This is a genomic window from Rhizobium sp. LCM 4573 (assembly GCF_001854865.1).
GTDB lineage: Bacteria > Pseudomonadota > Alphaproteobacteria > Rhizobiales > Rhizobiaceae > Neorhizobium.
Genome location: NZ_MDDW01000012.1, coordinates 26,597 through 45,213, shown reverse-complemented (window position 1 = coordinate 45,213; position 18,617 = coordinate 26,597). Strand labels below are relative to the sequence as shown.

At 61.9% G+C, this 18,617-nt stretch carries 15 protein-coding genes; 14 read left to right on the top strand and 1 reads right to left on the bottom strand.

Annotated elements, in window-relative coordinates; all coding sequences use genetic code 11:
- Positions 1 to 50 precede the first annotated feature (50 nt).
- The 6 genes from LCM4573_RS16365 (at position 51) to acnA (ending at position 8,324) form a co-directional block, all read left to right on the top strand.
- Complete coding sequence (locus LCM4573_RS16365; RefSeq protein ID WP_071007456.1) at positions 51 to 1,319, top strand: glycerate kinase; 1,269 nt, start codon at positions 51 to 53, stop codon at positions 1,317 to 1,319.
- A 328-nt stretch (positions 1,320 to 1,647) separates the two neighbouring features.
- Positions 1,648 to 2,592 carry a Bug family tripartite tricarboxylate transporter substrate binding protein gene (locus LCM4573_RS16360; protein ID WP_407071744.1) on the top strand — a complete coding sequence of 315 codons (945 nt, stop codon included), beginning with the start codon at positions 1,648 to 1,650 and terminating at the stop codon, positions 2,590 to 2,592.
- A 47-nt stretch (positions 2,593 to 2,639) separates the two neighbouring features.
- Complete coding sequence (locus LCM4573_RS16355; protein WP_071007454.1) at positions 2,640 to 3,113, top strand: tripartite tricarboxylate transporter TctB family protein; 474 nt, start codon at positions 2,640 to 2,642, stop codon at positions 3,111 to 3,113.
- 9 nt (positions 3,114 to 3,122) lie between these two features.
- Positions 3,123 to 4,622, top strand: coding sequence for a tripartite tricarboxylate transporter permease (locus tag LCM4573_RS16350; RefSeq protein ID WP_071007453.1), 1,500 nt, complete (start codon positions 3,123 to 3,125; stop codon positions 4,620 to 4,622).
- A gap of 75 nt (positions 4,623 to 4,697) precedes the next feature.
- Positions 4,698 to 5,579 carry a GntR family transcriptional regulator gene (locus LCM4573_RS16345; protein WP_071007452.1) on the top strand — a complete coding sequence of 294 codons (882 nt, stop codon included), beginning with the start codon at positions 4,698 to 4,700 and terminating at the stop codon, positions 5,577 to 5,579.
- A gap of 120 nt (positions 5,580 to 5,699) precedes the next feature.
- Positions 5,700 to 8,324, top strand: a complete 2,625-nt coding sequence (acnA, locus tag LCM4573_RS16340) for an aconitate hydratase AcnA (protein WP_071007475.1) — start codon at positions 5,700 to 5,702, stop codon at positions 8,322 to 8,324.
- Between the two features lie 17 nt (positions 8,325 to 8,341).
- Here acnA and LCM4573_RS16335 read toward each other — a convergent pair whose 3' ends face one another.
- Entirely contained in the window at positions 8,342 to 9,094 is a 753-nt protein-coding gene (locus LCM4573_RS16335; RefSeq protein ID WP_071007451.1) for an IclR family transcriptional regulator, read from the bottom strand.
- Between the two features lie 199 nt (positions 9,095 to 9,293).
- Here LCM4573_RS16335 and LCM4573_RS16330 point away from each other — a divergent pair, with 199 nt between their 5' ends.
- The 8 genes from LCM4573_RS16330 to LCM4573_RS16295 all read left to right on the top strand — a co-directional run bounded on the left by LCM4573_RS16330 (position 9,294) and on the right by LCM4573_RS16295 (position 18,585).
- Positions 9,294 to 10,868 carry an ABC transporter substrate-binding protein gene (locus LCM4573_RS16330; protein WP_071007450.1) on the top strand — a complete coding sequence of 525 codons (1,575 nt, stop codon included), beginning with the start codon at positions 9,294 to 9,296 and terminating at the stop codon, positions 10,866 to 10,868.
- Between the two features lie 57 nt (positions 10,869 to 10,925).
- Positions 10,926 to 11,780, top strand: a complete 855-nt coding sequence (locus LCM4573_RS16325) for an alpha/beta hydrolase (RefSeq protein WP_071007449.1) — start codon at positions 10,926 to 10,928, stop codon at positions 11,778 to 11,780.
- On the top strand, positions 11,777 to 13,387 hold the full coding sequence (gene ggt, locus LCM4573_RS16320; RefSeq protein WP_071007448.1) for a gamma-glutamyltransferase: 1,611 nt from the start codon (positions 11,777 to 11,779) through the stop codon (positions 13,385 to 13,387). Before LCM4573_RS16325 ends, ggt begins: the two co-directional genes overlap by 4 nt.
- A gap of 14 nt (positions 13,388 to 13,401) precedes the next feature.
- A complete protein-coding gene (locus LCM4573_RS16315; RefSeq protein WP_071007447.1) occupies positions 13,402 to 14,376 on the top strand; it encodes an ABC transporter permease in 975 nt (324 codons plus the stop codon).
- A gap of 4 nt (positions 14,377 to 14,380) precedes the next feature.
- Positions 14,381 to 15,292: an ABC transporter permease gene (locus LCM4573_RS16310; protein WP_071007446.1), complete on the top strand. Its 912-nt coding sequence runs from the start codon at positions 14,381 to 14,383 to the stop codon at positions 15,290 to 15,292.
- Positions 15,292 to 16,266: an ABC transporter ATP-binding protein gene (locus tag LCM4573_RS16305; protein ID WP_071007445.1), complete on the top strand. Its 975-nt coding sequence runs from the start codon at positions 15,292 to 15,294 to the stop codon at positions 16,264 to 16,266. Before LCM4573_RS16310 ends, LCM4573_RS16305 begins: the two co-directional genes overlap by 1 nt.
- Entirely contained in the window at positions 16,256 to 17,314 is a 1,059-nt protein-coding gene (locus tag LCM4573_RS16300; RefSeq protein ID WP_071007444.1) for an ABC transporter ATP-binding protein, read from the top strand. The genes LCM4573_RS16305 and LCM4573_RS16300 overlap by 11 nt, the downstream gene beginning before the upstream one ends.
- Before the next feature lie 68 nt (positions 17,315 to 17,382).
- On the top strand, positions 17,383 to 18,585 hold the full coding sequence (locus tag LCM4573_RS16295) for a M20 family metallopeptidase (RefSeq protein ID WP_071007443.1): 1,203 nt from the start codon (positions 17,383 to 17,385) through the stop codon (positions 18,583 to 18,585).
- Positions 18,586 to 18,617 lie beyond the last annotated feature (32 nt).

The following is an 18,617-nucleotide window of genomic DNA, read 5'->3' as shown; positions in this document are numbered from 1 at the left end:
GTGGCGAAGAGGAGCGCCGCCCGGCTTTTCTCACAAGACGGGAAAACCTGATGCCGACCATTGCCGATCCGCGCGCCTTTCTCGAAGGGCTTTTCCATGTAGCGGTGGCTGCCGCCGATCCGGAGAAGGTGCTGGCCGCCAATTTGCCGGAAAAGCCGAAGGGCCGGACGGTGGTAATCGGGGCCGGCAAGGGTGCCGCGCAGATGGCGCGGGCCTTCGAACGGCTTTGGGACGCACCACTTTCCGGCGTCGTCGTCACGCGCTACGGCTATGCCATCCCCTGCGAGCGGATCGAGGTTCTGGAAGCCGCCCACCCGGTGCCGGACCAGAACGGCCTGATAGCCTCCGGCCGGCTGATGGGCGCGGTGCGGGGGCTGACGGAAGACGATCTCGTGGTCGCGCTCATCTGTGGCGGTGGTTCAGCGCTGCTGCCCGCACCGGCGGGCGAGCTGACACTGGAGGACGAGGTTGCCGTGAACCGGGCGCTGCTGGCCTCCGGCGCGCCGATCAGCGCCATGAATGCCGTACGCAAGCAGGTCTCGCGTATCAAGGGCGGCCGCCTTGCGGCACTCGCCCATCCGGCGCGTGTCGTCTCGCTCGTGGTTTCCGACATTCCGGGCGACAATCCCGCCCTTGTCGCCTCAGGGCCGACCATTGCCGATGCGACGACCCGCGCCGATGCGCTGCGCCTCATCGAACGCTATCGCCTCGACCTGCCCCAAACGGTCATGCGCCACATTCGCGAGAACAACGACGCGCCACCCCTGCCATCCGATGCCCGCTTTGCCCGCAACGCGGTGAAGCTCGTCGCCTCCGCCGCCGTTTCGCTGGAGGCTGCCGCCGAAGCCGCGCGCAAGGCCGGTGTCGAAGTGGTCATCCTTTCCGATGCCATCGAGGGGGAAGCCTCGGAGGTCGGCCGCGTCCATGCGGCGATCGCAGCCGAAGTCGTCCGTCGCAACCGGCCGTTCCGGAAACCCACCGTCATTCTCTCCGGCGGCGAAACGACCGTGACGATCAAAGGCAAGGGCAAAGGTGGGCGAAATGGCGAATTCCTGCTGTCACTGGCCTGCGGCGTCGACGGTCTGGAGGGTGTTTTCGCTCTTGCAGCCGATACCGACGGTATCGACGGTTCGGAAGACAATGCGGGCGCTTTCGCCGATGRCACGACCGTCTCGCGCCTTGCCGAACACCAGGCGGACGCCGCCGAATTCCTCGTTCGCAACGACAGCTGGACCGCATTTTCGCAGCTGGGCGACCTTTTCGTGCCGGGCCCGACGGGCACCAATGTCAATGATTTCAGGGCGATCCTCATCCAATAGCTGATGGCGCCATAAATCTGCGTGCGCCCGAGAAGCTACGGGCATGCCGAAAGTAGCGCTCCGGCGCTGCGGTTCGCGCATCGCGCGGTCTTCCTCTTCTGTATCCCGATCTCAAATCCCATGGGTGTTCGCTGAAACCGAGGCGCGGCACTCCGCCCAAGGCGCGAAAGCCGCGCTTCCTCATGCGGTGGTGTGGCTGCCTTTTATGATCGCTCTATTTACTTTTGTAATTATATAATGCAAATCTCTTCATCTCGGCTCCGGAGGGGAGCCGGCAAGAATATGAGGAGGGCAATCGCTCATGCGTAATTTCTTCAGGCACGGCCTCATGGTCGCGATGATCGGCGGCTCGCTTGCCGCCGGCGCAGTTTCCGTTTCGGCCCAGGGGCTCGAGTTGACGATCACGGCTCCCGCCGGGGCCGGTGGAGGATGGGATGCGGCATCCCGTTCGCTCCAGGAAGTGATGATGGCGACGGGTGCCGCGAAAAGCGTGCAGGTCGTCAACGTTCCGGGCGCGGGCGGCACCGTTGGCCTCGCCCAGTTCRTCGGCTCGGCGAAAGGCAGCCCCGACCAGTTGCTGGTCGCCGGCATCACCCTGGTTGGWGCAAGTATTTCCAACAAATCACCCGTTGATCTTACCCAGGTGACACCGCTCGCCCGGCTGACCGGTGATCCGCTGGTCATCGTCGTGCCGAAGGATTCGCCGATCCGGACGATCGACGACCTCCTGAAGACCATCAAAAGCGACGTTGCCAAGGCAATCTGGGTCGGCGGTTCCGCCGGCGGCGCGGACCATATCCTGGCGGCGCTCGTCACCCAGGCGGCCGGAGAAGATCCGAGTAAGATCAATTATGTCGCCTATTCCGGGGGCGGCGAGGCGCTGGCCGCCATGTTGGGCGGACAGGCGACCGCCGGTATTTCCGGTTACGGCGAATGGCAGGGGCAGATCGAGTCTGGCGACCTGAGGGCCTTGGCGATCTCCTATCCCGAGCCGATCGAGGGCATCGAGGCAAAGCCGCTGAAAGCCCAGGGCCTCGATATCGAACTGGTGAACTGGCGCGGTGTTTTCGCCGGGCCTGGCGTCGAAGGGGACGACCTGGAGGCGCTGAAGGCCGCCATCGAGAAGACGGTCACCTCCGACCGATGGAAAGAGCTTCTTAAGGCGCGCGGCTGGACGGATTACTACGCTCCCTCCGACGAATTCAAAACCTTCGTCGCTTCGGAAACGGATCGTGTCCAGGGCATCCTCAAGTCCATCGGACTGGCGGATTAATTCGGGAGGCGCAGGGAGGGACATCCTTCCTGCGCCAAGAGGACGTTATGAGCGGCAAGACCCTGCACACTCCCAATCGCCCGGCCGCCGTCGTGGCGGTCATACTCTTCGCCATCGCCTTCATCACCTATTGGGACGCGAGCGCCATGACGGTCCGCGCAAGCTACGGCATGGGCGCCAACGCGACGTCCTATTTCGTCGCGGTGCTGTTCGTCGCCCTCGGCGTCGGGCATCTCGTCAGCGCGTTCAAGCCGTCCGATCTGGAGACGGAAGCATCCGACTGGAAAGCCATCGGCTGGATAGGCCTGGCGCTTGCTTCGCTCATCGGGTCCATCTGGCTCGGCGGCGGGTTCATTTTAGGCTCGACCCTGCTCTTCGCATTCACAGCGCGCGCCTTCGGCCGAAGGGCCTTGCTGGCCGACATTTGTCTTGGCGCCGTGCTCGCGGTCCTGATCTTCCTGCTGTTCAACAAGCTCCTGACGCTGGCTTTGCCACAGGGGCCGCTTGAACGGCTCTTCTGAGGTGCGGTGATGGAATCCTTTGCTCTTCTGTTCGACGGATTTTCGCTGGCAACCCAGCCGGCCAATCTGATCTATGCGGCGATCGGCGTCATCATCGGCACGGCGGTCGGCGTTCTTCCCGGCATAGGCCCGGCGCTGACAGTTGCGCTTCTTCTTCCGGTGACGTTCAAGCTCGATCCCGGCGGTTCGATCATCATGTTCGCGGGCATCTACTATGGCGGCATGTATGGCGGCTCCACGACCGCGATCCTGCTGAACACGCCGGGAGAAAGCGCTTCCGTCGTCACCGCGTTGGAAGGCAATCGGATGGCTCGGTCCGGCCGCGGCGGACCGGCGCTCGCAACGGCGGCGATCGGTTCCTTCGTCGCCGCGCTCGTCGCAACAATTGCGCTGGCCTTCCTGGCACCGCTGCTAGTCAAGATCGCGGTGAAATTTGCACCCTGGGACTATTTCGGGCTGATGCTGATCGCCTTCGTGACCGTGTCGGCCACTTTCGGGTCTTCTCCGCTGCGCGGCCTGACAAGTCTGGCCTTCGGCCTATGGCTCGGGTTGATGGGGATCGACCAGCTGACGGGCCAGGCGCGCCTCACCTTCGGTGTGCCCGAGCTTCTCGACGGGATCGAAGTCACCACGCTGGCCGTGGGTCTCTTCGCGATCGGCGAGGCGCTGGTGGTGGCCTCGCGCCATCTCTACAAACCCGAAAAGCCGATCCCGGTCAACGGCTCGATATGGATGAGCATGGAGGACTGGGCGAGATCCTGGAAGCCTTGGCTTCGCGGGACCGCAATCGGGTTTCCGATCGGAGCGTTGCCCGCAGGGGGCGCGGAAATTCCGACGTTTCTCAGTTACAATATCGAGAGAAAGCTCAGCCGGAAATCCGAGGAGTTCGGCTCGGGGGCGATCGAGGGGGTGGCCGGCCCGGAGGCTGCCAACAATGCCTCGGCGGCGGGCACTCTCGTGCCCCTGCTGACGCTCGGCCTTCCCACGTCGGCGACGGCGGCGGTCATGCTGGCGGGGTTCCAGCAGTACAACATCCAGCCCGGTCCTCTCCTGTTTGCCCAGCATGCCGATCTGGTCTGGGGTCTGGTCGCCAGCCTGTTCATCGCCAACGTCATGCTTCTGGTGCTGAACCTGCCGCTGATCGGTCTGTGGGTACGTCTCCTGGCGATTCCGCTGCCCTGGCTCTATGCAGGCATTCTCGTCTTCGCCTCCATGGGAACGATCGCCGCCAATCCATCAGTCGTGGAGCTTCTCCTGCTGACCGGCTTCGGTGTGGTCGGCTTCCTCATGCGGCGCTATGATTATCCCATCGCTCCGGCGGTCGTCGGATTGATCCTTGGCCCGCTTGCCGATAATGCGCTCAGAAGATCGCTTCAGATGAGTCTTGGCGATCCAATGGTCTTTCTGCAGCATCCAAGTTCGGCGATCATGGTCGGGATAGCGTTGAGTGCGCTGGTTGCGCCGTTCATCTTCAAGGGCCTGTCCCGCTTCCAGCAGGATGAAGACTAGAGGATACTGGAATAGCCCGGCCGCCACGGCAGGTCGGTCGGAGTACGGTGGGATTGGAGAAGCGCGGGTATCTGGATGGCAAGGAACAGTCTTTCTCCTCAGATCAGCAACAGCATCATCGAGTTTGTGAAATCGAAGGAGATGCGGAAAGGCGAGCACCTTCCCCTCCAGATGTTGGCGGACGCATTTCGCGTTTCCCGCGCGCCTGTGATGAGCGCGCTTCGCCGCCTCGAAGAGGAAGGGGTTGTGCGCGCGGAGGCTAACCGGGGCTATTTCCTCGCGGTCGATGCGGAAAATCTGGGCATCACGTCCCGACCGACGGAACAGGAAAGCGGCGAGGACGCCATCTATTTCAAGATCGCGGAGGACCGGCTGGCCGGCAGACTGCCGGAGCGGGTAAGCGAAGCGGAACTCATGCGGCTCTACGAGCTACCGCGCAGCCGGCTTCTGAAGATCCTGCACCGCATTGCGGACGAAGGCTGGGTCGAGCGCCTCCCGGGAAATGGCTGGGCCTTCAGGCAGACATTGACATCCAGGCAAAGCTATGAGGATGGCTACGCCTTCCGCGCCGTCATCGAGCAGCAGGCGATGCTGCTTCCAAGCTTCGAGCCGGACCTCGAGGAACTGCAGCGTGCCCGCCAGACGCAGACGGCGCTATCGGCCGGCGGGTATCAGACCTGGTCCCGCGCCGAGATATTCAAGGCGAACAACGAGTTTCACGAAATGCTCGTCGGCTGGTCGAAGAACGAATTTTTCCTGGACGCGATCAGGAGAATCAATCGCCTGCGCCGGCTGATCGAATACCACATCACGATCGATCGCAGCCGCCTTCCCAAGCAGACGGAGGAGCATCTGCACATTCTCGACCTCATCGAGAGCGGTCGCAGAAGCGAGGCTGCAGCGTTTCTCTACACCCACATCATGGGTGCGGGACGGATCAAGGCTCCGCAGGTCTAGCGCGCGATCATGTCCCTGCGGAGGATTTTTCGTATCCTCCGAATATTGCATTTTATAATCATAATATGTAGAAACGAAATAGGCGGCCGGAGCAGGTCCGGCGGCGAGTTGGGTAGCATGATGGCAGCAGTCGATACGTTGGAAGAAGAAGGGCGCGTCTATCAATTCATCGACCTCGAGAAGGAGGCCGATGGCAAGCTGAACCGGATGCCCTTCATCCATCGCATCCTGCTCGAAAACGTCCTGCGGCGCGGGGACGAGGACGCTGAAGCCGCCAAGGCGGCGATCCTGGCCTGGCTGGATGCCGGTACGAGCGAGGCGGAAATTCCGTTCCTGCCCAACCGCGTGCTCATGCACGACACAACTTGCGGCCCGGCCCTGGTGGATATCGCGGGAATGCGCTCGGCGCTGGCCGAAGCCGGCGGAGATCCATCCCTGCTCAACCCGGTAGTGCCCGTCGACGTATCCACGGACCATTCAGTAGCGGTGGATGTCTTCGGTTCGTCCAACGCCCTCCAGCTGAACATGCAGCGCGAATATGGCCGCAACAGCGAGCGATATCGTTTCATGAAATGGGCGGCGAACACGCTGAAGGATTTTCGGGTGCATCCGCCGGGCACGGGCATCATGCACACCCTCAATCTCGAACGGCTGGCGACGGTGGTCGCGACCGAGGAGAGGGGAGGCCGGCGGTGGGTGATGCCGGATACGCTCATCGGCACGGACAGTCATACTCCGATGGTTAACGGGATCGGAGTGCTGGCATGGGGTGTCGGGGGACTGGAGGCCGAAAGCGTTTTTTTTGGCATGCCCGTCGCCCTTCGCGTGCCGGAGGTTGTCGGGGTGCGTCTCACTAGCCGCCTCAAGGAAGGCGTGATGGCGACCGATTTCGCGCTGACGGTGACCCATATCCTTCGCCAGATGGATTTGCAGGACAAATTCGTCGAGTTCTTCGGGCCGGGCGTCTCGACGCTGACGGCAGGCGAACGGGCGGTGGTGGCCAACATGACGCCGGAGTTCGGCGGAAACAGCGGCTATTTTCCCATCGACCGGATGGTTCTGGACTATCTGGTCTCCACGGGCCGCTCGCGTGAGCATGTCGATCTGGTGGAGCGTTATGCCCGGCGGGTCGGGCTGTGGTTCGATCCGGCGGTGGAACCGCGCTACACGTCCGTCGTGTCGCTCGATCTGAGCGGGATCGAGGCGAGCCTTGCTGGACCACGCAGGCCACAGGACCGGATTGCCGTCGACGAGGCTGCCGCTTCCCTTGAACCGTTGAAGAGAAAAAGCTCGAAAGCTGGAGGAGAAGGCGAACCGGACGATGGCGCGGTTGCGATCGCGGCGATCACCAGCTGCACGAATACGTCCGACCCTCGGCTGCTTCTTGCCGCGGGATTATTGGCGAGAAAGGCAAGGACATTCGGCCTGCGGCCGCCCCATTGGGTGAAGACCTCGCTCGCGCCCGGCTCGCCGACCGCCGAGCGTTACCTGACGCGTGCGGGTCTGCTTGAAGACCTGGAAGCGATCGGCTTCGGCATCGTGGGATACGGCTGCACGACCTGCATCGGCAATTCAGGGCCATTGACGGAACCGATCGAACGGGCGATGTCGGAGCGAGATATTCTCCCCGTCGCCATTCTCTCGGGAAACCGCAATTTTCCGGGACGCGTGCATCCGCAACTGGAGGCAGGGTTCCTGGCCTCGCCGCCGCTCGTCATCGCCTTTGCCCTGGCTGGCACGGTCGATATCGACGTTACCCGCGAACCCATCGGCGTGACGGCTGGCGGTCAGCCGGTGACACTCGCGATGCTCTGGCCGACGGCAGCCGAGATCGACGAGGTGGTGGCAGTGGCGTCGGATCATGGGGATTTCTCGCCGGCTTACGAGGAAGCTGAAGCCAGTTCCACTTGGCAGGCGCTAGACGCGCCGACCACAACGCTTTTCCCATGGAACGACAAATCGACCTATATCCGCCGGCCGTCATTCGCTGGTTTCGGCAATGGCACGCTCCTCGGCCGCTATCTGGCCTATCCGATCATGGTGCTCGGAGACGATGTCACCACGGATCACATTTCCCCGGCCGGGGCCATTCCCGCCGGCAGCGTTGCCGGGAAATACCTGGCCGAACGCGGCGAGAACCCGCTTGATCTGAATGTCTTTTCTTCCCGCCGCGGCAATTGGGAGGCGATGGTCCGGGGCCTGTTCACGAACAAGACCGTCCAAAACCTGTTGGGATCGGAGATCCCCCCCGGCTCCACCGTGCACGTTCCTTCGGGGCAAGTCATGCCGCTTTGGGATGCGGCAGAGCGGTACAAGCTCGAACAGCACCCCCTCGTTCTCGTGGCAGGGGAGCGCTATGGAATGGGCTCATCCAGGGATTGGGCCGCCAAGGGTGTGTCTCTGCTCGGGGTTCGGGCGGTACTTGCTTTGAGTTTCGAGCGCATACACCGCTGGAACCTCATCGGCATGGGCATCCTTCCCCTGCGGCTGCCAGCGGAATGGGGGCCGTCCGGGCTTGCGTTGCAGCCGGGCGACCTCCTCGAGGTGGACGCCGAGGAGACGCACATCGCGCCAAGAAGGCCCGTGCGCATCGCCATTAGGAGACGGAGCGGCGAAACGGTTTCGTTCCAGGCGACGGCCGCAATCGAGACCTCGTCCGAGGTGAACATCCTGCGAGCCGGCGGAATACTGCCGCTCATCCTRCGTAATGCCTTGGAAAGCTCCAGAAACAGGGCAGTCGTGTAGCGTGTCACGGTTGGGGTTTACCAGCCGATCCCCTTGGAGATTTGCTGGGCCGCATCCTTCAAGAGGACCACGAACCGCTGAAGGTCGTCTTCCTGGGTGCGGAAGGCGGGAGCGGCGATGTTCAGGGAGGCGACGACCGAGCCGTCAAAGGCAAGTACCGGCACCGCCGCCGAAACAAGCTGATCGCTGACCTCGCCGCGGCTGATGCAATATCCGTCTTTCCGGATGGCCTGCAGCTGAGCGGCCAAGCGGCCCGGATGAGTAATGGTGCGGGCGGTGAAGCGGCTGAGCTGCTCGGGCAGCATCTGCTTTTGAACCTGCGGCGGGAGGAATGCCAACAGCACCTTGCTGGAACCCGCATGCAGCGGTCGGCGCCGGCCAATCATCGCGTGTACCCTAAGATCCCTGGTCGGCTCGAACTTGGCGATGCAAAGGGCTTCGGAATTGTCGATGATCCGAAGCTGGACGGTTTCGTTCACCTTCTGGCCGACATCCTCCATGATCGGACTTGCAATTCTCACGAGATCGACCTGGGTTGATGCCGCCGTTCCCAGGACGAGAATGGCGTTTCCAAGACGAAACCCTCCTTTGGTGGTCTTCTGCACCATTCCACGGTGTTCCAGTGTGCGTAACATTCGGAGGATGCGTGGTTTTGTTTCACCCAGTGACCGGGCTATGTCGGACAACCTGTTGCCGGGATGCTTGGCAACCTCCATGAGCACCGAGATTGCTGTATCAACAGATTGAATAATATCATGTTTGTCGGTCATATTCGGATCAGTTTCGCGCTTTCGACAAAGGCCGATGGTTGGGAGAAAATGCGCCCTCAAAGGCGTTTCGAAGAGCGTAACACAGCTTATTTCTATTTGACAGCCATGTGACGGATTTCTAACAATCTCCATCAGCGGTCGTACCGCGGGAAGCCGGCAGCAAGATCGGCGGCAGGTCGAGCCAATCGAGAGAGGAACAATGACGAACAGTATAGTGAAATCGGCAGCCATCGCGCTGCTTGCAACCGTTGCCATTCCCGCCGTTTCGCTGGCGCAAAGCGCGCCGCTCGTCATCGGCATGTCGACGACGCCCACGACGCTCGATCCTCACGAGGACAGCTCGGCGCCGAACAACGCGACCTCACGGCATATCTGGGACAGCCTCATCAACCTGACGGGCACCTCCGCCAACGAGCCGGAACTGGCAACCGAGTGGAAGGCGGTGGATCCCACGCATTGGGAGTTCAAGCTGCGGGAAGGCGTGAAATTCCACGACGGCAGTACGTTCGATGCGCAAGATGTGATCGCTTCGCTGCTGCGGGCCCGTGACAAGCCCAGCCAGGGCTTTGCCTCCTACACCCGTAACATCGTCAACGTCACGGCAAAGGACCCGCTGACGGTGGTCGTCGAAACCAGCGTGCCGGACCCGCTGCTTCTGAATTCGGTCAGCCGTATCCGTATCATCAGCGCGGATTGTGCCGAGGCTCCGGTCCAGGACTTCGACAATGGTAAATGCGCTGTCGGCACTGGTGCCTATGTTTTCTCCTCCTTCTCCCCCGGCGACCGCCTCGTCCTCAAGCGCAACAACGACTATTTCGCGGGCGCCTCCCACTGGTCGGACGTGACGCTTCGCTTCCTTCCCGACGATGGCGCGCGCCTCGCGTCGCTTCTGTCGAGCGAGATCGACATCATCGAAGCCCTGCCGGCCGATGGCATGGCGCGCGTCGAAGAGAGCAGCGATCTGCAGGTCATCAACGGCCAGTCGTCACGCTTCGTCTATATCGGCATGGATGTGAGCAAGGATGTTTCGCCCTTCGTCAAGGCGGCCGACGGTTCGGCGCTGGACGGCAATCCATTGAAGGACGAGCGTGTCCGCCGCGCTATCCTGATGGCGATCAACCGACCGGCCATCGTCGAACGCGTCATGCAGAAGAACGGCACGGTCGCCGATCAGTTCGTCGCGAAAGGCTATATGGGGCACTCGGATGYGGTCGAGCCCGTCGGCTATGATCCGGCGACGGCCAAGGCGCTTCTTGCCGATGCCGGCTATCCTGATGGCTTCCGTCTGACGCTTCACGGCCCGTCCGGCCGCTATGTCAAGGATAGCGAAGTGGTCCAGGCGGTCGGCCAGATGCTGGCCCGGATCGGCATCCAGACGCAAGTTGAGGTCCAGCCGTGGTCGATGTATTCCGACGCCTATGCGAACGGCGATTTCAGCATGTTCCTGGGGTCCTKGGGCGTCAATACCGGTGAAACCACCAATCCGACGGTCGCGCTTGTCGCGAGCCGGGACGAGGAAAAGGGTACCGGTCGCTACAATGGCGGCGGCATCTCGGATGCCAAGATAGACGAGGTCCTGGCCAAGGCCAGTTCGACGCTCGATGAAGCGGAACGACTTCCGCTACTTGAGGAATTGTCGAAGCTCACCTTCGACAAGCTCTGGCTGCTGCCGATGCATTACGAGAACGTCGTTCTCGGCGCCAAGGCATCCGTCCGCTACACGCCTCGCGGCGACAAGTACACGCTCGCCTATTTCGTGGAACCCGCTCAATAATCGCGGCAGGGAAGGCGGTTCAGGCCGCCTTTCCGTTTTCATTCTCAGGAGATCAGCATGCAGGAACTCGGTACGAGCGGCGCAGCCGCCCGGGCACGGGCGATCTATGACTACGGGCAGACGGCGATCTTTGCGTCGTCGGCGGATCCGAGGCTTCATCTTCTTCTCTATGTCCCGCCGACAGCGGCAGAGGGGCGAAAGGTCGATCTCCTCGTGGCCGTCCACGGGACGGGACGCACATCGGCGATCGACTTCCGCGACGGCTTTTCCGAGTTCGGCCTCTATAACGACTGCGCCGTGCTCTGCCCGATCTTTCCCATGAACGTTCTCGGTGACGGCGCGCGATCCGGCTACAAATACATGCAGGAAGGCGATATCCGCTACGATCAGGCCGTGCTTTCGATGGTCGCCGAAATGGCGGCCAAGTACGGGCAGGACTGGTCGAAGTTCGCGATATTCGGCTTCTCCGGCGGTGGGCATTTCGCGCACCGGTTCGCGATCCTTCACCCCGAAAAGCTGTGGGCAGCCTCCGTCGGCGCGCCGGGCTCCGTCACGCTTCTCGACCCAAGCCGCGACTGGTGGGTGGGGATCCGCGATATCGAGGCCCGCTTCGGCAAGCGGTTCAATGCCGAGGCCCTTTCCAATCTCCCCGTGCATATGGTGGTCGGCGATGCCGACCTGGAAACCTGGGAGATCACCCACAAGCCGGGAAGCGCCTATTACATGGAGGGCGCCAACGATGCCGGAGCGACCCGGCCGGAGCGTCTCGAAGCGCTCGCCGCCTCCTTCCGCGCAGCCGGCGTCGACGTCACGCTCGATAAGGTGGCCGGCGTATCCCACGACCGTATGAAGGTGCTGGGTCACGTCAAGGCGTTTCTGGCGAAGGTTCTGTCCGAAAGGCGCGCTGTATGAGAAATGCGACAATCGTTGCGCCGCAGCCGGAGGCCGTGGAAGCCGGGGCCGCGGTCCTGGAGCGCGGCGGCAATGCCGTCGATGCGGCACTTGCCTGCGCCTTCGTCCAGGGGGTGGTCGATCCGCAGATGGCCGGCATCGGTGGGTTCGGCTCGATGCATGTCTACATGCCCTCGAAAGGGGTGCATGACATTCTCGAATTCTACGCCCGCGCACCGCTTTCGGCGACGCCCGACATGTGGGTCGACAAGGTTTTGGGTCAGAGCCGGGATGGCTTCGGATATATCCTCGACGGCAATATTTCCGATATCGGCTACCTGGCGGTATGCACGCCGGGTTCGCTGAAGGGTTACGAGACGGCTCTTCGCGATTATGGCAGCTTCGATTGGGCGGACATCATCGCCCCGGCGATCGATTATGCCCGCAACGGCTTCATGATCCGCAACCACATGCATTGGTATTGGAGCAAGGATCAGTCGTCGGACGGTTTCGCCAATACGCGTGACAAGCTGCAGCTTTCCCGGACGGGACGCGACGTCTACTTCCATCCGGATGGCAACCTGCGCGATGTCGGGGAAATCCTGAAGAACCCGGATATGGCCGATACTTTGGCGCGGATTGCCGCAAGCGGCGGATCAGACATCTTCTATCACGGAGAGATTGCGGAGCAGATCGCCGCGGATTTCGCCGCGCATGGCGGGCTGATCACGCGCGATGATCTTTCAGCTTACGAGCTTTCGAAGACCGCTCCCATATGGGGTGATTATCGCGGCCATCGCATTGCTACGTCGCCGCCGCCCGGTTCGGGTTTTCCGATGATCGAGTTTCTGCACATCATGGAGAATTTCGACGTCGGCGCGATGCGGCATGCCGGCACCGAACATGTGAGAATATTGTTCGAGGCGATGAAGCGCATGACCGTCGACAAGGATGCTCATATGGGCGATCCGGAATATGTCGAGGTGCCGTTCAAGCGTCTGATATCGAAAGACCATGCGGCCGCTCACGCGCGTTCCATCCGGACGGGAGAGCGTGCCGAAGTCAGTCGCCTGGATCGTTCACAGCGTGATACGACGCATGTGTCGGTGGTCGACAAATATGGAAACGCGGTGGCGATGACCCACACGCTCGGCAGCCCGTCAGGCGTGATCACCGATGGACTGGGCTTCATGTACAACGGTACGATGAGCCGGTTCAATCCATTTCCCGGCAAGCCCGGTTCCATCGCGCCGGGCAAGCGCCGGCCGAGTTCCGCGGCGCCGACGATCGTCTTCAAGGGCGACGATCCCTATGTGGTGGTCGGGGCGCCCGGTGGAAGTTACATCGCGCCGACGGTCGCCCAGTGCGTGATGAACGTCATCGATTTCGACATGTCGGTGCTCGAAGCCGTGGTGGCGCCGAGGGTGGTCGGGGTCTCCAACAAGATCGACATCTGCAACCGTATCCGCCGCTCGGTCGAGAAGGAATTGCGTGAGATGGGCTATGACGTGGCCCGTTCGCCGCAGACCTATGCGTTTGCGGCCCTCCATGCGATCAAGATCGAGGATGGTGTGTCCGCAGGTGCTGCGGACCCCCAACGTGACGGTCTTTCATTGTCGGTGGATTAGGAGAAGGAGGCATCATGGCAGTCTCCCTGATACGGCGGTTGATTCAGGCGATATTCGTCATCCTGGCGATGACGGTCATCGTCTTCGTCGGCGTCAACGTCATCGGCAATCCGGTCGATATCCTGATCAACCCGGACGCCAACCAAGCCGAAAGACTGCGCGTGATCGCGCACTACGGTCTCGACCAGCCATTATGGAAGCAATATCTGCTGTTCCTGCAGGGGCTTTTGCATGGGGACTTCGGCAACAGCTTCGTCTACGGGCGCCCGGCGTTAGGCCTCATCCTGGAGAGGCTGCCGGCAACCCTGGAACTGGCGATCTCCGCCCTGCTGATCGCCATCGTGATAGGCCTGCCCCTGGGCCTTTATGCCGGGCTCTATCCTAACCGCATCTCCTCCCGTCTCATCATGAGCGGCTCCATCCTCGGCTTCTCCCTGCCCACCTTCTGGGTGGGGCTGATGCTGATCATGGTCTTTGCGGTGGAACTGCGCTGGCTTCCGACCAATGGACGCGGTGCGACTGCGGAATTCCTGGGAGCGCAATGGTCGTTTCTGACGCGGAACGGCTTGTCGCATCTGCTTCTGCCGGCGTTCAATCTAGCGCTGTTCAAGACCTCGCTCATTCTCCGGCTGACGCGCGCCGGCGTGCAGGAGGTCCTGCCCCAGGACTATGTCAAATTCGCCCGCGCCAAGGGGCTTTCCGAGCGGCGGATCATCTTCGTGCATGTCCTCAAGAACCTGATGATCCCGCTTGTGACGATCATCGGGCTGGAGTTCGGTTCGCTGATCGCGTTTTCGGTGGTGACGGAAAGCATCTTTGCCTGGCCGGGCATGGGCAAGCTGATCATCGATTCGATCAATCTCCTCGATCGTCCGGTCATCGTGGCTTACCTGATGATGATGGTGGTCCTCTTCGTCGGTCTGAACTTCATCATCGACGTCTGCTACACATTGCTGGACCCGCGCGTCCGGCTGGATGCGAAGGCATAAAGATATGGCAAACCTTCCTCTTCCAGACGAATCTGCGGCTCCGCTGGAGCCGAGCCGCCTGCGGCGGCAGTTACGGGATTTCTCCCGATCGCCCGGCGCAATGATCGGCATCGTTCTTCTGGTGCTGATTGTCGCGCTTGCCGTGCTCGCGCCGGTGATCGCACCGCAAAACCCGTATGACCTGACGCAACTCGATATTCTCGACGGCCGTCTGTCGCCCGGTTCGGAATCCTTTTCCGGCCTCGTCTACCATCTCGGAACCGACAGTCAGGGCCGAGATATCCTCTCAGGCATTCTCTAYGGGCTGCGCACCTCTCTCATCGTCGGCGTCCTTTCCGCCTTTGCCGCGGCAATCATCGGGACGACTGTTGGGCTGATCGCCGCTTATGTCGGTGGCCGCACGGAGAGTGCGATCATGCGGTTGGTGGATCTGCAGCTGTCCTTTCCGACCATTCTGATGGCGCTGATGATGCTGGCCATCCTGGGCAAGGGTGTTCTCAACGTGGTGATCGCGCTGATCATCGCGGAATGGGCAACCTATGCCCGCACGGTCCGCGCAACCGCGCTAGTGGAGCGCGAGAAGGAATATATCGAGGCCGCGGAGGCTTTCCGGCTACCGCGATGGCGCATTCTGTTCCGGCACCTTTTGCCCAACTGTCTTGCGCCGGTGATCGTCATCGCCACCATGCAAGTCGCTCGCGCCATCGGGCTGGAGGCGACCCTCTCCTTCCTGGGATTGGGCGCCTCGGTCACCGAGCCCTCGCTCGGCATGCTGATCTCGACCGGCTACCAATATCTCCTGACCGGCCTTTACTGGATCAGCTTCTTTCCCGGCATCGCGCTTTTGATCACCATCGTTTCCATCAACCTGGTCGGTGACCGCCTGCGCGACGTCCTCAATCCGAGGAATGCGTGATGACCGCTCTGCTCGAAGTTCGCAATCTGGTCACGGAATTCGGCAAGGGGCTCGGATTGCTGGCGGTCAACGGCGTCTCCTTCACGCTCGATCGCGGCAGGGTTTTGGGCCTCGTGGGTGAATCGGGTTCAGGCAAATCCGTCACGGGTTTTTCGATCATGCGCCTGCTCGACAAGCCGGGGCGGATCGCCTCCGGACAGATCCTGTTCGACGGGGTGGACCTTGCGACCATATCCGAGAGCGAGATGCGCCGGCTGCGCGGCAAGCGGATCGCCATGGTCTTCCAGGACCCGATGATGACGCTCAACCCGGTTCTGACCGTGGGCACGCAGCTCACCGAAGCGGTGCTTGCCCATGAAGATGTGTCGAAGGAGGTGGCGCGGCAGCGTGCCCGCGATACGCTTGGCCTGGTCGGCATTCCGAGTCCGGAGGAGAGGCTTTCGGCCTATCCGCACGAATTTTCCGGCGGAATGCGGCAGCGCGTGGCGATTGCGATCGCTCTTCTCCATCGTCCTGACCTCATCATCGCCGATGAGCCGACGACTGCGCTCGACGTCACGATCCAGAGCCAGATCATCTCCGAGTTCCAGCGGCTTACCGAACAGTCGAATACGGCGGTGATCTGGATCACGCACGATCTGGCGATCGTCTCCCGGCTCGCGGATGACATCGCCGTCATGTATGCTGGCAGGCTGGTGGAGACGGGCAGCGTCGCGCATGTGCTCGGAACTCCGCGTCATCCATATACGCGCGGACTTATCATGTCCGTTCCCTCACAGAACCGGCGCGGAGAACCGCTTCGGCAGATCCCCGGAATTACGCCTGCGATCAACCGCCTGCCTCCCGGGTGCAGTTTCAGGGCGCGCTGCGACAGGGCAACCGAGGGCTGTTCGACGATGCCTGAACTTAGCTGGGAGGGCACGCGCGCATACCGTTGCTTTCACCCCGCGGAGGGACCGACACATGAGCGATGAGACGATGCCCCCGATGATCGAAGCCCGGAATGTTTCCCGTCGTTTCGGGGCAAAGCCGGACCTGGCAACCAAGATTGCTCTCAAACTGCGCCTCGCAAAACCTCCATCGACGGTCCATGCGCTCGACAATGTCAGCCTGAGTATCCGTAAGGGTGAAGTCGTCGGACTGGTGGGGGAAAGCGGCTGCGGAAAATCCACGCTCGGCCGCGTGATTGCCGGGATATTGGAGCCGAGCGAGGGGCAGATCATCTGGCGCGGCAAGCATCGCAACAGCCTGTCGCCGAAGGAGCGTCATGCCGCGGCTCTTGCCACCCAGATGATTTTCCAAAACCCGATGGCGGCGCTCAACCCGCGCATGACCATAGAGGATATCGTATCGGAGGCGCCTCGCGCCCACGGACTGATACCCAAAGGCGGGCGTCGCGACTACGTGGATCGCTATCTACGCCTCGCYGGCTTCGATCCGGTGCTGAAGGGCCGCTATCCCCATCAGTTTTCAGGGGGACAGCGCCAGCGGGTGAATATAGCACGTGCRCTGGCGGTGCAGCCGGATTTCCTCGTCTGCGACGAAAGCGTCGCCGCTCTCGACGTGTCGATCCAGGCGCAGGTGATCAACCTCTTCATGGAATTGCGCGAGCGTCTTGACCTTACCTATCTCTTCGTAAGCCATGATCTGGGCGTCGTGGAGCATATCTCCGATCGGGTCGCGATCATGTATCTCGGGCGGATCGTCGAGGAGGCTCCGGTCGAGGAGGTCTTCCGCCGGCCCAATCACCCCTATACGCAGGCGCTCCTGTCGGAAATACCGCGCATCGAACTGACCAAGCGGCGGTTCAAGGCCATCCAGGGCGAGTTGCCGAGCCCTCTCAACCCTCCCAAGGGATGCCATTTCCATCCGCGCTGTCCATTCGCGATAGAGCGCTGCCGAGTGGAGGTTCCGGCAAAGCGCGAGGTGGCGCCTCGTCATTGGTCGGCATGTCACCTGAATGACGAGGCCGTTACCAGTACCGGGATCGGCGCGGTCGCGGCCTCAGGCGCCTCGATGTGAGATATTTCCGCCGGAGCCCACGGGCGCCGGCTGTTGGTCCGTAGGAAGCCACCCAAGGGGAGAATTCGATGGCGGATATTACCACGGCCGCGGGCGGTGTCGGCGATATAACCTCGATCATCGCGGACATCGTTGCCGGAAACGAACGTCGCTTCATCGAGATTCGGCGCGAGCTTCATCAGTACCCGGAACTCGCCTTCGAGGAAACCCGGACGGCCGCCCTCGTCGCCGAAATCCTGACCGAGCTTGGGATCGAAAATCGCAGCGGGATCGGCCGTACCGGCGTCGTCGGATCGATATACGGCGCCAGGCCGGGACCGACGCTGTTGATCAGGGCCGATATGGACGCCTTGCCCATTCAGGAGGAGACCGGCCTGCCTTTTGCGAGCAAGATCCCCAATCGCATGCATGCGTGCGGTCATGATATCCATACGGCCACCGTGCTTGGGGTCGGGGCCGTCCTGAACAGTCTTCGTGATCGAATCGAGGGTAATGTCCGTCTGGTCTTTCAACCTGCGGAGGAGGCTATCGGCGGCGCCGCGGAAATGATTGCGGACGGGATCATGGAGGGCGTCGACATGGCACTCAGCCTTCACAATCGGCCGGAGATTCCCGTCGGGCAATTTGGCATCGTGCACGGCTACGCCAACTCGTCGTCGGATGCTTTCGACATCGTGATCCACGGAAAAACCGGGCATGCGGCTCGGCCCTATGCCGCCGTCGATCCCATCGTTGCCGCCGCTCAGATCATCAATCAGATTCAGACGATCGTATCACGCGAGGTTCGGGCGCTCGATTCCTGTGTCGTGACGATCGGCTCCATCCATGCCGGGAATGCCAGGAATGTCATCCCCGACCGCTGTGAGATGAAAGGAACCGTCCGCTGCCGGCAACCCGAACTGCGGGACCTGGCGGAAGAGGGCATCCGGCGCATCTGCGAGGGGATTTCGAAAAGCATGCGCGTCGACTGCGAAATTCTCTACAGGCGCGGCACGCCGCCGATCTTCAACGACGCGCGCATGGTGAGGCATACGCTCGACGCCATCCACGCGCAGCTGGGCGATGTGGCTATCGACTATGAACCCAGCATGGGAGGCGAGGATTTCGCTCTCATCGCGGCCCTGGTTCCATCGTTCAGGCTTCTGGTCGGCTCTTCCCAGCCGGGTCGAAGCGACAAGGTCCATAGCTCCGTCTATCAGCCGGACGAGCGCGCGATCGCGTTTGGGACCTTGGCGCTTGCGCGGACGGCGATCAACGTTCTGTGTGCGTAAGGAGTGGGTCGGGGATCGGTGAAAATGCCGAT